7 protein-coding genes are annotated in these 16,236 nt (G+C 69.9%); all 7 read right to left on the reverse strand.

Annotated elements, in window-relative coordinates:
• Nucleotides 1-20: 20 nt before the first annotated feature.
• Genes AC1RMG_RS18455 through AC1RMG_RS18485 form a run of 7 tightly spaced genes read right to left on the reverse strand, consistent with a single transcriptional unit; the run spans nucleotide 21 to nucleotide 15,957 of the window.
• Entirely contained in the window at nucleotides 21-800 is a 780-nt protein-coding gene (locus AC1RMG_RS18455) for a thioesterase II family protein (protein WP_493169832.1), read from the reverse strand.
• A complete protein-coding gene (locus AC1RMG_RS18460; protein WP_236203827.1) occupies nucleotides 797-1,912 on the reverse strand; it encodes a saccharopine dehydrogenase NADP-binding domain-containing protein in 1,116 nt (371 codons plus the stop codon). Before AC1RMG_RS18460 ends, AC1RMG_RS18455 begins: the two co-directional genes overlap by 4 nt.
• The gene (locus AC1RMG_RS18465; RefSeq protein ID WP_493169834.1) at nucleotides 1,909-7,332 is read right to left on the reverse strand and encodes a non-ribosomal peptide synthetase; all 5,424 of its coding nucleotides are present in this window, start codon (nucleotides 7,330-7,332) and stop codon (nucleotides 1,909-1,911) included. Before AC1RMG_RS18465 ends, AC1RMG_RS18460 begins: the two co-directional genes overlap by 4 nt.
• The gene (locus tag AC1RMG_RS18470) at nucleotides 7,329-10,799 is read right to left on the reverse strand and encodes a non-ribosomal peptide synthetase (protein WP_493169836.1); all 3,471 of its coding nucleotides are present in this window, start codon (nucleotides 10,797-10,799) and stop codon (nucleotides 7,329-7,331) included. Before AC1RMG_RS18470 ends, AC1RMG_RS18465 begins: the two co-directional genes overlap by 4 nt.
• Nucleotides 10,789-12,555, reverse strand: coding sequence for an ABC transporter ATP-binding protein (locus AC1RMG_RS18475; protein WP_493169838.1), 1,767 nt, complete (start codon nucleotides 12,553-12,555; stop codon nucleotides 10,789-10,791). The genes AC1RMG_RS18470 and AC1RMG_RS18475 overlap by 11 nt, the downstream gene beginning before the upstream one ends.
• A complete protein-coding gene (locus AC1RMG_RS18480) occupies nucleotides 12,552-14,297 on the reverse strand; it encodes an ABC transporter ATP-binding protein (RefSeq protein WP_493169840.1) in 1,746 nt (581 codons plus the stop codon). Before AC1RMG_RS18480 ends, AC1RMG_RS18475 begins: the two co-directional genes overlap by 4 nt.
• Nucleotides 14,290-15,957: a (2,3-dihydroxybenzoyl)adenylate synthase gene (locus AC1RMG_RS18485; protein WP_262212134.1), complete on the reverse strand. Its 1,668-nt coding sequence runs from the start codon at nucleotides 15,955-15,957 to the stop codon at nucleotides 14,290-14,292. Before AC1RMG_RS18485 ends, AC1RMG_RS18480 begins: the two co-directional genes overlap by 8 nt.
• Nucleotides 15,958-16,236 lie beyond the last annotated feature (279 nt).

Genomic DNA, 16,236 nt, shown 5'->3' on the forward strand with positions numbered 1-16,236 from the left:
GGGGTCTACCAAAGGAAAATTCATGGGGTCGAAGGCCAGCACTGCCACGGCTGCTCGCCATGGCCGGCCAGCAGCCGGGTCAGGTGGCGCAGCAGTTCGGCCTGTTGCTCGCGCAGGTAGAAGTGCCCGCCGGGGAAGGCCTGGAAGTCGGTGACCTGGGCGCTGACCTCGGCCCAGGCATAGGCTTCGTCCTGGTCCACCTCGGTGTCCCGGGCCCCCAGGCACACGCTCAGGGGCAGGTCCAGGGCGCGGCCGAGCGCACCGCGGTAGCACTCGATCAGCCGGTAGTCGTTGCGCAACGCCGGCAGGTACAGGTCGCGCAGCGCCGGGTCATCCAGGGGCGACGGCGCACCGTCCGACAGGCGTCGCACATCCGCCAGCAGGTCCTCGTCCGGGCCCAGGTGCAGTTCGCCGCTGCGCTGGCGATGGGGCGCGGGGTGCGCGGACACGATCAACCGTTGTGGCGCCGAGCCCTGCTGCTGCATGCGCGCCGCCACCTCATAGGCCAGGGCCGCGCCCATGCTGTGGCCGAACAGCACCAGGGGCCGGTCCACCAGGTCCGACAGGGCCCGGGTGATAGTGCCCGCCATCCACTCCAGGCTGCCGGGCCAGCTTTCGCTCAGGCGCTCTTCGCGCCCCGGGTACTGCACGCTGACCAGCTCGACATCCGCCGGCAACTGGCCACGCCAGTCGTTGAAAAAGCTCGCGCTGCCACCGGCATGGGGCAGGCACACCAGGCGGCAGCGCGGCGGTTGCGGCTGCGGATAACGACGCAGCCAGGCACTGGGAACCTTTCTCACAGCACGCCCTCCTCTGGCTCGGCCAGCGCCACAGCGGCGAAGTCGGGCAGGTGCACCCGGGTATCCGGCAGCCAGCGCAGCAGTTGTTCCAGGCAGGCCGTCGCGTCCAGCACCTGGGCGGCGTAGTGCAGCCCCTCAGGCAGATGCGCCCACTGCAGTGCACAGAAGGCTGCGACGCTGCCGGTCAGGCGCGAGCCGTCGCTGGCCCGCAGCCAGGCGCTGGCCTGCTGCTGGCGGCCCTCGCGCAGGCCGTCGATTTCCACCGCCAGCAGTTGATAGGGCCGGCGCCCGGCCACATCCAGGGCGCTGGCCTGCACCAGCGCAGCGATGTTCTGCGCGCTGCTCCGCGCCTCTGGCGCCGAGCCCTGGATACGTTGCAGGGCCGCCGCCAGTTGGCCGCCCTCGAACAGGTTGAAACCCTGACCGTGGCGCACCGGCACATCACCGAACAGGCGCTGCTGCTCGGTGCTCAGGTACGGATAGGCCTGCACCCCGGCCGGTGGCAGCCAGTCGCGTTGCAATGCCTGTTCGGCACTTGCCGTGCTGCGCACCACCTGCCCTTCGCACCAGCCGCACTGGGCCTGGCCGAAGCCGTTGCCCAGGCTCAGCAGGAAATCCTCGGCAGCCGTGGCGGACAAGCGCCCCAGCCCACCGGCATAGCAGCGCAAGGCATCGACCCGCTGGAAGGACTGCGCCAGCAGTTGCGGAAACAGCCCCGAGAGCCCCGGCAGCATGCCCGCCGACAACAGCACCCGGTGCCCCGCCGGCAGCTGTCCCACCAGCCGCTCATGGAGTGGATCGTCGCCCCCCACATCCAGGTAGTCGGCGCCTGCGGCCAGGGCGGCCCGGGCCACCCGATCGAGAATCCGGTAGCTGGGCCCGGCGCAGTTGATCACCAGCGAACAACCAGCGCAGAAGTCCGCCAGGCTCTGTGGCTCCCACAGGTCCAGGGCGCGCACCTCGGCGCGCGCCCCCAACTGCTGGTTCAGTTGCTCGGCCTGCCGCGGATCGCGTCCACCCAGGCGCAGTGCCACCTTGCCGGCCAGCAACTGCGCGACCTGACGGCCGACGCTGCCGTAAGCGCCGACCAGCCCCATCACCCCTGCCCTCATGCCGCCACCTCGGTGGGTGCATCGAAGGCCTGGGCCACGGCTTGCACCTGGGGCTGCTGCATGCAACTGAAATGATCCCCGGGCACATCCACTACCCGCAGCTCACCCAGGCACAGGGCCTGCCAGTAGGCGCTCATGTCGCGGTGCATGCCGGGCAGCACCTGCACCTCGCCGCTCTGGCGAATGAACAGCATGTCGCCCTGGTACGGCGTGGCCTCGTGCAGGGCTACCGCGGCCAGGCTGTGGCGCAATACCTGCAACTGCTCGCGCAGCCAGTGCAGGTCGCTCAGTTGCGAGCCGGCGTGGCGCATGGCCTCGGCAATGGCCTGCAGGCGCTGCTCCGGGGTCTTGTGTGCCAGACGCCGCAGGCAGGCCAGGGCCGGGGCGCACTGGGCATCCTCGCTCAAGGCCAGTAGCGAACCCTGGGGCACGCGCCCCGGAGTCTGCGCCAGCACCCGGGCGATGGTGCGTTCCATGGCCTGTTCATCCTCGGGGTAACCCAGGGCCAGCGGATCGGCCTGCATCACCCGGGCGAACACGTACTCGGCCAAGAGGTCGTCCTCGATCATGAACGGCACCCGGTAGCTGCTGATCACGCTCAGTTGCAGCACCTCGATGGAGCGCGCCGCCAGGCACGCCGCCAGCTCGGTGGCCAGCAGCCCGCCCAGGCAGTAGCCGACGATGCTCACCTGGCGCCGGCCTTCGGCCTGCAGAGTGTCGGCATAACGCTCGGCCAACTGGCGGATCGCCGTGGCCGGCTCCAGGGCCAGGTAGGCCGGCACATCGTTGAGCACCAGCCCTTCCAGGGGCGCTTCTTCCCCCAGGGCGGCAAACAGCGCGCGGTACGGCGCCAGGGTGCCGCTGCCGTCGTGGACGAAGATCCGCGTCGGGCCCTGGGCCTTGTCGCTGATGCGCACCAGCGGCGAATCGCCCTCCACGCCCTGGCCTCGCAGGTAATCGGCCAGGGCCGCCACCGTGGGCTGGTTGATCAACTGGCGCAGCAGGTCACTCCAGGGCAACTGCCGGGCCTGGGGCAAGGCTTCACGCAGGCGGCCCACCACCTGGGCCACCAGCAGCGAGTCGCCGCCAAGCTCGAAGAAGCCCTGGTCACGGCCCACCGCCGGCACCCGCAACAGGGTCTGCCAGACTTCGGCAATGCTGCGTTCCAGCTCATCCACGGGCGCCGCGCCGCTGCTGGCCTGCTGCTCGGGGCCGGCCACGCCGATCCGCGCCAGGGCCTGGCGGTCGACCTTGCCGTTGGCGGTCAGGGGCATTTCATCGAGGATCTGCCAGTGGCTCGGGATCATGTACTCCGGCAGGTGCCGGGCCAGATGGGCCCGCATCTGCTCGGGCTCCAGGGCCTGGCGCTCGCTCTTGAAGCGGGTGATGAACAGGTGCTGGCCGATCTGCGACATGGCGTCATCGGCCCCGGGCAGGCACAGCGGGGTCTCGCCTCCGGCCTCCAGCAGCAACTGCTGCCACTGTTCGCGGCGGATGAAGGTGGTGTCCAGTTCGGCCCGGAAATCCTCGAAGGCGGTGAGGCCCTCCTTGAACTCCATGGACGCCATGATCTGGTAAGTGTCGCGAGTGGCCTCGATGAAAATCAGCCAGCCGCCCGGGGCCAGCATCTCCCGCAGCCGCGCCAGCACCCGGCTGGCGTGCCGCGAGTTGTGCAGCACGTTGGCGCAGAGGATCACGTCCAGGGAGTTGGCGGCCACGCCCTGGGCCCAATGGTCCTGGTTGAGGTCGAACAGCCCGTAGCTGACCCAGGGGTAAGCGGCGAAATGTTCCCGGGCCTCGTTGAGGAAGAACTGCGACAGGTCGGTGAACTGGTAGTCCACCGCCAGCCCGTCCAGGGCCGGGATCAGGTCGGCGCTGGTACCGCCGACCCCGGCGCCGATTTCCAGCAGGCGCAGGCGCTGGCCGGCCGGACGCTGGCGGATGATCTCCTGCACCGCGGCGCACACCGCCTGGTTCAGGTACTGGCTGATCAGGTTCTTGCGGTAGGCGCCTTCGGCGGTGTCGGTGCGGCCCTGGGGAAACAGCAGGTGCAGCGGGTCCAGTTGGTCGCTCATCAGCGCCGGCAGTTGCTCCTGGCTTTCGCGCAGGTAGCGCAGCACTTCGGCGCCCCAGCCCACGGACGGTTCCAGGGCATCGATGCGCTGCCATTGCTGGCGGTATTCCTCGGCCGACACCTGCAGGCCCGAATAACGCCCGGTGTGCAGGTCCCGGTGCACCAGGCCTTCCCGGGCCAGGGCTTGCAGCCAACGGCGGATCAAGCGCTGGTTGCGCGGCGCCACCTCACAAGCCTCGACAATCTCGTCCAGGGCATGGCTCTGCCCGGCGCTCTCGAACAAGCCGGGGCGTTGCAGGGCCAGGCCCATGGACAGCAGTGCGGCGCGCTCGACACAGGCCGACATCTCGCTCACCAGGGCATCGCTCAAGCCGCCGCGCACGGCTTCGGCCGCCGCCTGGGTGCGCGCCTGCAACTGCGCCGGCCAGGCGATCGGCGTGTCCCGCAGGCTGGCCCGCAGGCAGGCTTGCAAGTGCCGCTCGAAGGCACCCTCGCCCGCTGCCACCACCACCGCGGACTCCACATGGGGATGGCTGAGCAGCGCGCTTTCCACCTCCGCCAGTTCAATGCGGTGGCCACGGACCTTGACCTGGAAATCTTCGCGGCCGAGGAACTCGATCAGGCCGTCGTCCAGGTAGCGCCCCAGGTCGCCGGTGCGGTACAGGCGCTCGCCGCTGCGCGGATGGTCGACAAAGCGCTCGGCGGTTTTCTCGGCATCCCCCAGGTAACCCAGGGCCAGACCGCTACCGGCGATGTACAGCTCGCCGGCCACCCCTTGCGGGCGATCCCGGCCCTGCTCGTCGAGCACCATGAAGCGCTGATTGGCCAGGGGCATGCCGTAGGGAATGCTGCGCCACTGGGGGTTGACCTGGGTAATCGGATAGTAGATCGACCAGATCGCCGCTTCGGTGGCGCCGCCGAGGCTGATCAGCCGCAGCCCGGGCAATAGCTGGGCGGCCTCCGCCGGCAGGTTCAGGGGGATCCAGTCTCCAGACAGCAGCGCCAGGCGCAGGGAACCGGGGGCCATGGATGGCACGGCCTGCAGGTAGTGGGTGAGCATCTGCAATTGCGCCGGCACCGAGTTCCACAGGGTCACCCCGTGTTCCCGGACGCACTCGGCCCAGTGCGAAGGGTCGGCGCGGCGTTGCGGGTCCGGCAGCACCAGGGCGCCGCCCACGGCCAGCAGGCCGAAGATGTCGTACACCGACAGATCGAAGCCCAGGCTGGCCAGGGCCAGTACCCGGTCTTGGGCCTCGATGGCAAAGCGCTGGTTGATGTCGACGATGGTATTGAGGGCCGCCTGATGGTTGATCATCACGCCCTTGGGCACCCCGGTGGAGCCCGAGGTGTAGATCACGTAGGCCAGTTGCTGCGGGTCGATGTCCAGGCTCGGCAACGCCCGTTGTGCCGCCCGCGGGCCCTGGTCCACCGCGATCACCTGGGTCACCCGCGCCGGCCAGCACAGGCTGTCGCTCAGCCAGGACTGGCTGAGCACCCGGGCGACCTCGGCGTTGTCCAGGATCAACTGGCGCCGGGCCTCGGGCTGGTTGGTGTCCAGGGGCAGGTAGGCGGCCCCGGCCCGCAGGATGCCGAGCACCGCGATCACCTGTTCCAGGCCCTTGTCCATGCACACCGCGACCCGCTCTCCAGGCTGGCAGCCGGCGTCGAGCAAGGCTTCGGCCACGGCTTCGGCGCGCCCGGCCAGTTCGCCGTAGCTCAGTTGCGCGGCGCCCTGGATCAGCGCCACACGCTCGGGAGCAGCCGCGGCCTGGCGCCAGAACGGCTCATGCAGCAGGCCGGAGGGCAAAGGCGCGGCAGTCTGGTTCACCAGCTCGCGCTGCAGGCGCTGGGCCGCCGGCAACTCCAGGCAGTCATCCAGGGTCCAGGCCGAGGGCTCCCGGGCCAGGCGCTTGAGCAGGCGTTCGAAGGTGTCGAACAGCGCATCCAGCAGGGTCTCGCTGAACACCCCTTCGCGGATGTCCCAGTTGATCGCCAAGCCGTCGTCACGCTCGCTGACCTGGCAGTCGATCAGCACCTGGGGCGTCTGGCTGATGCCGAACACCAGCTCGGCACCGGGCATGAAGGCCCCGCCGCCGCTCTCGCCGCCGGCCCCCAGGGTGCTGGTGAAGGCGTAGGGCATCAGCGCCGCGTCCTGGCCCTTGCGCCGCGCCAGCTCGCGCAGCACTTCGATGCCCGAACACAGGCGATGGTCCATGTCCTGCCACAGGCGCTCCTGCAGCTGCTGGCTGCGCTGGCCGAAGCTGCCGCCTTGCAGGGTCTGCACTTCCAGCAGTTCCACCGAGCTGAAGTCCCCCACCAGGCGATCCACCTGGGGGTGCAGAGACAGGCGATTGAGCAGGGTCAGGCTCAGGCAGAAGTGCCCGCGCCGGCTCCAGCGGCCCAGGGTTTCGGCATAGGCCGAGAGGATTGCCGCCGACACACCGACCCCGGCCGCCGCCGCGTTCAGGCGCAAGGCATTGCAGTCCCGGGCCTCCAGGCCCATGGCCCGGCGCTGGAAGCGCGGCCCGCTGGGCGGCCCCAGCAATGGCAGTTCCGGCGCACCCGGCAGGCTGTCGACCCGCGCCCACCAGTAGTCGCGATCACGCTGGTAGCGCGGCTGCTCGCGCAGGCGGCGCTCACCCAGCACATAGTCGCGAAAGCTGATCTGCGTCGGCGCCGGCAGGCTCTCGCCGCGGTACAGCTGCTGCAGTTCGGCCAGCAGCATGCGCACGCTCTGGTAGTCGCACACCAAGAGGTCCACTGACAGGTGCAAGCGCGAGGTGTCGCGGCCCTGGCTCACGCACAGCTCGATCAGCGGCCATTGCTGGGGCGGTGCACGGCGCAATTCCATGCGCTCGCGCAAGGCCTGCAAGGCGCTGCCGTCGTCCCGGCTCAGGTCGTGGCGGGCGATGGAGTAATGCGGCACCTGGGGCAGGATGCGCTGGTAGCCCTCCTCCAGGACCACGGCCCGCAGCATCTCGTGACGCGCGATCAACTGGTTCCAGGCCTGCTCCAGGCGCACCGGGTCCAGGTCCTTCTGGGCGAACTCCAGGTAGCCGTGGCAGGCCACGCCGCCGTAGCTGAAAGCCGTGGTGCGGCCCAGCAGGTAGGCGGCCTGCACGTCGGTCAGCGGGAAGGGTTCTTCCCGGGCCGAATGGTCGGCCTCCAGGGTCGGCATCTGCGCCGCTTGCAGCTCTTGCAGCAGCGCCTCCTTGTGTTCGCGCAGCTGTTGCAGGCGCGCCTCGTCCATGACCCCGGCCGGGGCCCGATAGCGCAAGCGACCCTGTTCTTCCCAGAGCTCCACACCCAGTTGTTGCAGATCCTGTTGCAGTTGCTGCAGCGTCATAACACGCCCTCCACCATTGCGTTCTGATTGACGGGCCGCTGTTCCCGGCGCGAGGCAAGCAACTGCCCCTGCAGGGCCACGGTGGCCGCGTTGAAAAAATCCTTGAGCGACAGTTCCAGCTGGAACTGCCGGGCGATGCGTTCGATCAACCGGGCCGCCAGCAGGCTGTTGCCGCCCAGGGCAAAAAAGCCCTGGTGCCGGCCCACCTGCGGCACCTCCAGCAGCTCCTGCCAGAGCGCGGCCACGGCCTCTTCCCATTCCCCTTGCGGCGGCTCGGCACTCTGCGGCTGGATGCCCCGGCGCTGCTCCTGCAGCAGCCACAGCAAAGCTGCGCGATCGACCTTGCCGTTAGTGCTCAGGGGCAGTTCCGGCAGGCTCAGCCAGAGGTCCGGGAGCATGTGTTCGGGCAGCCATTGCCCCAGCCACTGGCGCAGGGCCTGGGGTTCGGGCAGCGGCTCCCGGGCCAGCAGCACCGCCGCCAGCTGCGCTTCGCTGCCGGGCAGCACCAGGCTCAGCGCGCGGTCGATGGCCGGGTGGCGCTCCAGGGCCACATCGATTTCTGCCAGCTCGATGCGAAAGCCGCGGACCTTGACCTGATGGTCCAGGCGCCCGAGAAACTCCAGGCTGGCGTCGGCCCAGTAGCGGCCCTGGTCGCCGGTGCGATACCAGCGCCGGCCCTCGTGCTCGACAAAGCGCTGGGCGCTGAGGGTCGGCAGGCCGCGATAGCCGGCGGCCACCCCGGCACCGCCGATCCACAGCTCGCCGGGCACCCAGTCCGGGCAGTCCCGGCCCTGGCTGTCCACCACCCGGAAGCACTGGTTGTCCAGGGGCCGCCCGTAGGGGATCGAACGCCAGTGCCCGGGCACCTGCGCCACGTCCTGGTAGTTGGACCAGATCGCCGCCTCGGTGGCGCCGCCCAGGGCCACGAACGGCACGCGGTGGCCCGCCGCCCGCTCCAGGCGCCGTGGCAGGTCGAGGCCGACCCAGTCACCGGAGACCATGGCCAGGCGCAAGGCTCCCAGGCCGCCGTCGTCGCGCACTTGCAGGGTCAGCATGTCCAGCAGCGCCGGCACCGAGTTCCACACACTCACCTGCTGCTCGCGGATCAGCCGCAGCCATTCCCGGGGCTCCTTGCGCAGCCCGTCCGCCGGCAGTACCAGGGCGCCGCCGACACTCAGCAGGCCGAACAGGTCGTACACCGACAGGTCGAAATCCAGGGCCGAGACCCCCAGCACCCGATCCTCGGCGCTCACCTGGTAGCGCCGGTTGATGGCGGTGATGGTGTTCATCGCCGCCTGGTGGGACAGTTCCACGCCCTTGGGTTCGCCGGTGGTGCCCGAGGTGAAGATCACGTAGGCCAGGGCATCCGCCGCCATCTCCAGGGGTTGCCCCAGCGCCGGTGCGACCAGCGCCTGGGCCAGGGTCACCACCCGCAGTTCGGCGAGCCAGATACCGCCCTCGCGGTGGGCCTGATCGGTGATCACCACCCGCGCCCCGGCGCGCTGGTAGATCATGTCGCGGCGCGCCGGCGGCTGCTCGATGCCCACCGGCACATAGACCGCCCCTGCGGCAAGGGTCCCCAGCACCGCGACCACCTGGTCGCGGCCCTTGGGCAAGGTGATCGCCACCGCGTCACCCGGCTGCACGCCCCACTCGCCCAAGGCCCCGGCCAGTTGCAGGGCCTGCCGGGCGAGCTCGGCGTAGCTCAGGCTGCCCTGCTCGCAGATCAGCGCCACGGCCTCGGGGTTCAGGCGCGCCTGCTGGAAAAAGCCCTGGTGCAACAGCTGCGCCGGGGTCGCGTGTGCGGTGGCATTGACCTGCTGGCGGCGCTGCTGTTGCGCCGCCGGCAGCGGCAAGGGCGCCACCTGCTGCCAGTCGTTGGCGCACAGCCACAACAGCAAGGCGCGGTAGGCGTCGAACATCTCGTCCAGCAGGCCTTCGGGGAACAGCGCGTCCACCGCGTCCCAGTTCAGCAGCAGGCCGTCGGCCAGCGGGTAGCTCTGGTGGTCGAGCCAGACCTGGGGCGTCTGCGACAGCGCCCAGCCCGGTTCGCCCAGTTGCTCGCGGCAGGTGGCGTCGACAAAGGCCGGGCCCAGGTTGCAGGCGAACACCACCGGCGCGCCCTGGCCACCGCCCTGGCGCAGCCGCGCCCGCTCGCGCAGCACCTCGACCCCGGGCCAGGCGCTGTGGGCAATGTCGCGGTGCAATTGAGCCTGCAACGCCAGGGCCTGCTGGCTGAAGGGCGCGGGCTGGCGCTGGTCGACCTCCAGCAGCACCAGGTTGGAAAAGTCCGCCAGCAGATGAGGCACGCACGGGTGCAGTTCCTGGCGATTGAACAGCGGCACGTTGAGCAGGAAATGCTGGCTGGCGCTCCAGCGCCCCAGCACCTGGGCATAGGCGCAGGCCAGCACGCTGGCCAGGGTCAGCCCGTGCTGCCGGGCGCGCTGCTCCACGGCCTGCAACTGGCCCTGGTCCAGACGCATGGCCAGGCGGCGAAAACGCGCAGTGCCGGCGTTCTGCGGTTCCTGGGCCAGGGGCAGTTGCGGGCCGTCCGGCAGCTCTTCCAGGCGCTCCAGCCAATACTCCCGGGCCGCCGCCAGCAGTGGCGCGCGCACCGCCTGTTCGGCCCGCAGGTAGTCGGCGAAGTTCCAGTCCAGGGCCGGCAGGCTGTGCTCCTGGCCGGCTTGGATCAGCGCCAGGTCGCGCAGCAGGATGCCAATGCTGAGCACGTCGGCCACCAGCAGGTCGATGTTCAGGTGCAGGCGGCTGCGACCTTCGGGCAGCAGGCTCAACTGCACATCGAATACCTGCCCGCGGCTGACCTCCAGGCACCGGTGCGAGAGGTTTTCGCGGATCTGTTCCAGGGCCTCGGCAGCCCCGACGCAGGAAGCCTGGCGCAGGTCGTGGACGGTCAGCCCGGGCCAAGGGCTCTGGGGCAGGATGCGCTGGCAGGTGTCGCTGATAAAGCACGCCCGCAGCATCGGATGGCGCTGGCACAGGCGGCGCAGGGCCTGCTCCAGGCGCTGGGGCTCCAGGCCATGGCCGTCCAGTTCCTGGTACAGGTGGCAGCCGACGCCGCCCAGGGGCATGCCCGGATCGCGGCCGAACCAGTAGGCCTGTTGCAGTGGGGTCAGGGCGAAATCGCTGTTGGCAGGAGCGCTGGCCACAGCCTGCAGGCGCGGCGCCGCGAGGCCACGGCGAGCCTCGATCAGCGCCCACCAGGCGTCCAGGGTCGGTTGCTGGATCAGTTCGGCGAAGCTCAGGGCCACGCCTTCGGCGGCCAGCAGCGCCGGCAGGCGCATGATGCTCACCGAGTCGAGCCCCTGCTCGATCAGGGAGGCCTGGGGTTCAAGATCCTCGGCGCTGTAGCCGAGCAGCCGGGCAATGCCTTCGCAGAGTCCTTGGGGTGAATGACTCAGGCCGGCGTCCGCTGGATGAGCGCGTGCCAGTGCTGGGTTATCGGTCATGGTGGACGTTCCTTTGGGGTACGGAAGGGGGTTGGCGCAGGCGCCAGCGATTGATCGCCTCGCGCTCGTGGAACAGCTCGCGATAACGGCCCGGAGCCGCCATCAGTTGGGCGTGGGTACCGCGCTGGGCCAGGTGGCCCTGCTCCAGCAGGAGAATCTGTCCGGCGCTGGGGGCCAGGGTCGGTTTGTGAGTCACCAGCAGCACCGTGTGCTTGCGCGCCAGTTGCAGCAGGCAACGGTTGACCCGGGCCTCGCTGATGGCATCGAGGGCCGCGGTGGGTTCGTCCAGCAGGATCAGGCTGGCGTCCTTGAGCAGCACCCGGGCCAGGGCCAGGCACTGGCGCTCGCCCCCGGAGAGGCTGACGCCGCCCTCGCCGACCCGGGTCTGCCAGCCCTGGGGCAGGCGCTGGGCCACAAGGTCCAGGCCGGTGGCGCGGGCGGCGTCCATCAGTTGGCTGTCGCTGGCCTCGGGGCCGCCCAGGCGCAGGTTATCCAGCAGGCTCGCAGCCAGCGGCGGACAGTCCTGGAACATCAGGGCGATGGAACGATCGCGCTGCGCGGCGGACAGTTGGCGCAGGTCGACACCACCCAACAAAATGGCGCCGCTATCGACATCGCTGAACCGCGCCAGCAGGCGCAGCAGGCTCGACTTGCCGGAGCCGGAGGCGCCCACCAGCAGGTTCAGCGAGGCCGGCGCCAGCTCGAAGCTGATGCCCTGCAGGATCACCTGCTCCTGGCGCACCAGCCCCAGGTCGCGCACCTGCACCTGATGCCCCCGGGGTTCCTCGGGCTGGCTCGGCTCCGGCAGCGCCGGCAGGCGCAACAAGTGGCGCAAACGGTTCAGGCCATGGCGGGTCTGGCGCAAGGTCGTGCCGAGGTTGACCAGGGTGCCCATGGGTTCCACCAGGCAGGTGGCGAGCACCGCCAGCGCCAGGTACTGGGCCACTCCCAGGCTGCCACCGAGCACTGCATACAGGCCGCATAGCAGCATCGCGGTGTAGCCGGCCTGGAGTACCACCGCCAGCCCCAGGGCCGCCGGAAAGGTCCGCCAGTGGGCCCGACGCTGGGCCCGGCGCTGTTGCTGCAAGGCCTCGCTGAGCAGGCTGAAGCCTTCGCCGGTGCGGCCACTGGCACGCAGCAGCGGCTGCTGGCGCAGGAACTCCAGGACCCGCGCCGCCGCCTCGTTGGCCGCCGCCTCACTGCGGCTTTCGGCCTGGCCGCCCCAGCGTACGCCCCAGTGGTAGAACACCAGCAGCAGGGGCACGCTGGCCAAGGCCGCCAGGGCCATGGTGCGGTCATAGAAGAACAGCGCCACAAGCAGCGCCAGGGGCGTCAGCAAGGCGTTGGCCATGGGCTGCAACAGGTGCGCCGGGGTGCTCATGATCTGCAGTACGGTGTGGGTCACCAGCCGATTGAGCTCGGCGCTGCGGCGCTCGACGAACCACTCCAGGGGCAGGCGCACCAGTTGTTCGCCGATGCGCAGGTTCAACGACTGGGCCGCCGCGGCGCCCGCGCGGTAACCCGCCAGCTGCGCATGCCGGCGCAACCCCAGGCACAGCAGCGCGAAACCGGCAAAGGCCCCGGCCCATCGCCACGGCGCCTGCCCGGCAGCGGCATCGAACAGGCTGGCAAAGGCCATGGGTAACAGGGCCAGCGCCGCGCCCTGGGCCAGGGCACTGGCGGCCATGGCCAGCAAGGCCCGGCGCAGCAGGCTGGCTTCGGCCGGCTGCAAACTGCGTAACAGTGCGCCAATCATGCCTGCTCCCCCGCCGTTTCCACGGCGCAGAACTGCTGCGTCGCCCACAGCCCGGCATACACCCCCTGCTGCTCCAGCAGGGCCTGGTGCCGGCCGCATTCCACCAGTTGCCCGGCCTGCAGCACGGCAATCTGGTCGGCATCCTGGATACTGCTCAGGCGATGGGCGATCACCAGCACCGTGCGCCCCGCCGCCAGCCGCGACAACGCCTGCTGGATCGCCGCTTCGGACTCCGGGTCGCTGGCGGCGGTGGCTTCGTCCAGCACCAGGATCGGTGCCTGGCTGAGCATCGCCCGGGCAATGCCCAGGCGCTGCACTTCACCACCGGAGAGCTGCACGCCACTGCCCAGCTGGGTGTGATAACCCTGGGGCAAGGCGGTGATACGACTGTGGATCTGCGCCGCCCGGGCCGCCTCTTCGACCTCGGCCAGCGTGGCCTCGGGACGCCCCAGGCGCAGGTTGTCCAGAACGCTGCTGCGCAGCAGGCGCACGTCCTGGAAGACAAAGGCCACCTGGCGATAGAGGGTCGCGCTGTCCATGTCCCGCAGGTCGACGCCGCCGATGCGGATGGCCCCGCCGCTGACGTCGGCAAAGCGCGCCAGCAAGGTGGCCAGGGTCGACTTGCCAGCGCCCGAATCCCCCACCAGGGCGGTCAGGGTGCCCGGTTGCAGGCACAGGTCGATGCCGTGCAGCACCTGGGTGCCGTCGGGGTAGCTGAAAGCCACTTCATCAAAGATCACCTGATGCCCCTCGGGCTCCCGGGAAAATGCCGGCTGCGCCTGCACCGGGGTACTCAGCACGGTGCTGATGCGCTGCGCCGCCGCCCGGCCCTGGACCAGGGAATCGGCGCCATGCCCCAATGCCGCCACCGGCGCCGCCAGGGCCGGGCCAAGCAGGGCGAACGGCAACAGTTGCACCGGGTGCAGCCAGCCGGCCGCCGTCAGCGCCACCCCGGCCACCAGCACCAGGGCCAGCACCAGCAAGGGCGACAGCAGCACCTCGACACTCGCCCCCAGGCCCGCCCAGCGCTCCACCCACTGGGAGAAAAAACGCCCGAAACCCTGCACCGCGTTGACGAAATCCGCCTGCACCCGCTCGGCACGGCCGAAGGACTTGACCATGGCGATGCTCTGCACAAAGTTCAGGGTCGCGGTGGACAGGTCGCCCAGGGCCGCCCCCAGGCGCTGGCGCTCGGCCTGATAGGCCGGGGTGCGCATGACCCGCAAGCGCCACAGCGCCAGCAATGGCGGCAGCAGCACCACCAGGGTCATGGGCAGGCTCACCGTGAGCAGGTAGACCAGGCTAGCCAGGGGCACCACCAGCGCCGCCACCAGGTTGTTGGGCAGGTGCGCCACCAACTGGTGCAGGGCGCCGACATCATCCAGCAAGGCCCGTTCGGCGGTCTCCCGCTGCTGGCCGAACCAGGCCAGGGGCACCCGTGCCAGGTGCGCGGCGATGCGCTGGCGCAGTTGGCGTTGCAGGTCGCTGTCGGCCAGGTGGGTGATCTGCAATGCCGCCGCCAGCCCCAGCAGGCGCAGGAGCAAAGCGGCGGCGCCGGCCAGCAGCCAGAACTGCGCACGCTGCGCATCCAGCTCGCCGGCCAGCAGCAGCGGCGCCAGTTCGGCCACGGCAATGAACGGCAACAGCCCCACCAGCGCCGCCAGGGCCTGCAGCAGCATGGCCGCCAGCAGGCGCCCGCGCACCGGGTGCAACAGGTCGCAAAGTCCTTGTCGTTCAGCCACGGGCGCCACTTCCCTCCAGGGGTTCGGCCTGGGCGCCGAAGTACAGGGCCTGGATCGCCTCGCGCAGGTGCTTGCGGCTGACCTTGCCGACCCCGGTCTGGGGGAAGGCCGGGATGAACTCGAAGCGGTCCGGCAGCTTGAACGCCGCCAGGCCCTGGGCCCTTAGGTGACGCAGCAGTTCCGGGGCCCGGGGCGCGGTGCCGCGGGGGATGACGAAGGCGCAGGTGCGTTCGCCCAGGAAGGCATCAGGCATCGCCACCAGGGCGATGTCGGCCACCGCCGGGTGGCTGAGCAGCAGGTTTTCCACTTCTTCGGCAGCGATCTTTTCGCCCCCGCGGTTGATCAGGTCCTTGTCGCGCCCTTCCACCATCAGGTAGCCGTCGGCGGTGAGCATGACCCGGTCGCCGGTGCGGTAGAAACCATCGGCCGTGAAGGCCTGGGCGTTGTGCTCGGGGTAACGGTAGTAACCGCGGATGGTGTAGGGGCCGCGGGTCAGCAACTGCCCCACCTGCCCCACCGGCACCGGCTGGTCGTGCTCGTCCACCACACGAATTTCGTCCGCCGGCGACAGCGGCCGGCCCTGGGTGTGCAGCACCCGCTGTGGCGGGTCCTCGGGGTCGGTGTAGCAGATCAGCCCCTCGGCCATGCCGAACACCTGCTGCAGGCGGCAGCCGAGCACCGGTTCGATGCGCCTTGCGGCCTCGTAACTGAGTTTGGCGCCGCCCACTTGCAGCAGTTGCAACGGCGCCAGGCCACGCCCACGGGCCTGGGCCGCTTCCAGCCAGACCAGGGCCAGGGGCGGCACCAGCGCGGTGTGGGTCACCCCCTGGCGCTCGATCAGTTCGAAGCAGACTTCCGGGCTCGGCGAGGGGCTCAGCACCACCCGCCCGCCCACCGAAAAGGTGCCGATGAACCCTGGGCAGCACATGGGAAAGTTGTGCGCCATGGGCAGCGCCACCAGGTACACGCTGGCCTCGGACAGGCCGCAGCGCTCGGCGCTGGCCCGCAGGTTGTAGAGGTATTCGTGGTGCCGGCGCGGGATCAGCTTGGGCACCCCGGTGGAGCCGCCGGAGAGCTGGAAACAGGCCACCGCGTCGGCGCTGGGGGACTGGAAGGTACGCGCAGGCGCCGGCTCATACAGGCTGTGCAAGGCAGTGAATTCCTCGGCTTCGCCGGCGACCACCACCCACTCCAGCTGCGGGTTGCGGTCCTTGAGGTCGCGGGCCATGGCCCGATAGTCGAAGCTGGCGTCCCGGTCGGCGCAGAAGTAGGCCCGGGCCTGGGCGAACTCGCAGAAGCGGCCGATTTCCAGGTGCCGGTGGGCCGGCAGCGCGAAGATCGGCCGCACCCCGAGGCGGTATAGGGCAAAGCAGACTTCGACGAAGGCCGCACTGTTGGGCAGTTGCAGCACCACGTTGTCGCCGGCCCGCAGCCCCAGCCGGTACAGGCCGGCGGCCAGTTGGTCGACCCGCAGGTCCAGTTGCCGGTAGCTCAGGTGCTGCTCGCCCTCGGTCAGTGCTTCACGCTCGGCAAAGGCCTGGGCGGCGCTGCGCAGCAGGTCGCCAAAGGTTTCGTCGCGCCAGTAGCCGGCCTGGCGGTAGCGCTGGGCGAAGTCTTCGGGCCAAGAGGGGCAATCCTTGAGGTCATCGAAAGTGGACATGCTGTCTCCTGCTGTTTTTTACGCAAAAAGCGGCCCTGGACCTGAGAGATCAGGCCCCTGGAATGAGCTGGGAATCCGCCGTCAGGGTTGGCGGGAATGAAGAGTCGCCGGCGGTCCTGCGGCGCTGTCGAGCAAGGGGTCGTCCATGGGAGGCTGCCGTGCCTGGAAATGAGAGTGATTATTAATAGGCAATTTGCCGGACCCGGCAATCGGCAGGACATTCGTTTGCGCGGCTTTTTCTTTTGATTGCGCGGCGCGCCCCGGAAAGAGCCCGGCAGG

The organism is Pseudomonas sp. GW822-FHT04H02 (assembly GCF_058800645.1).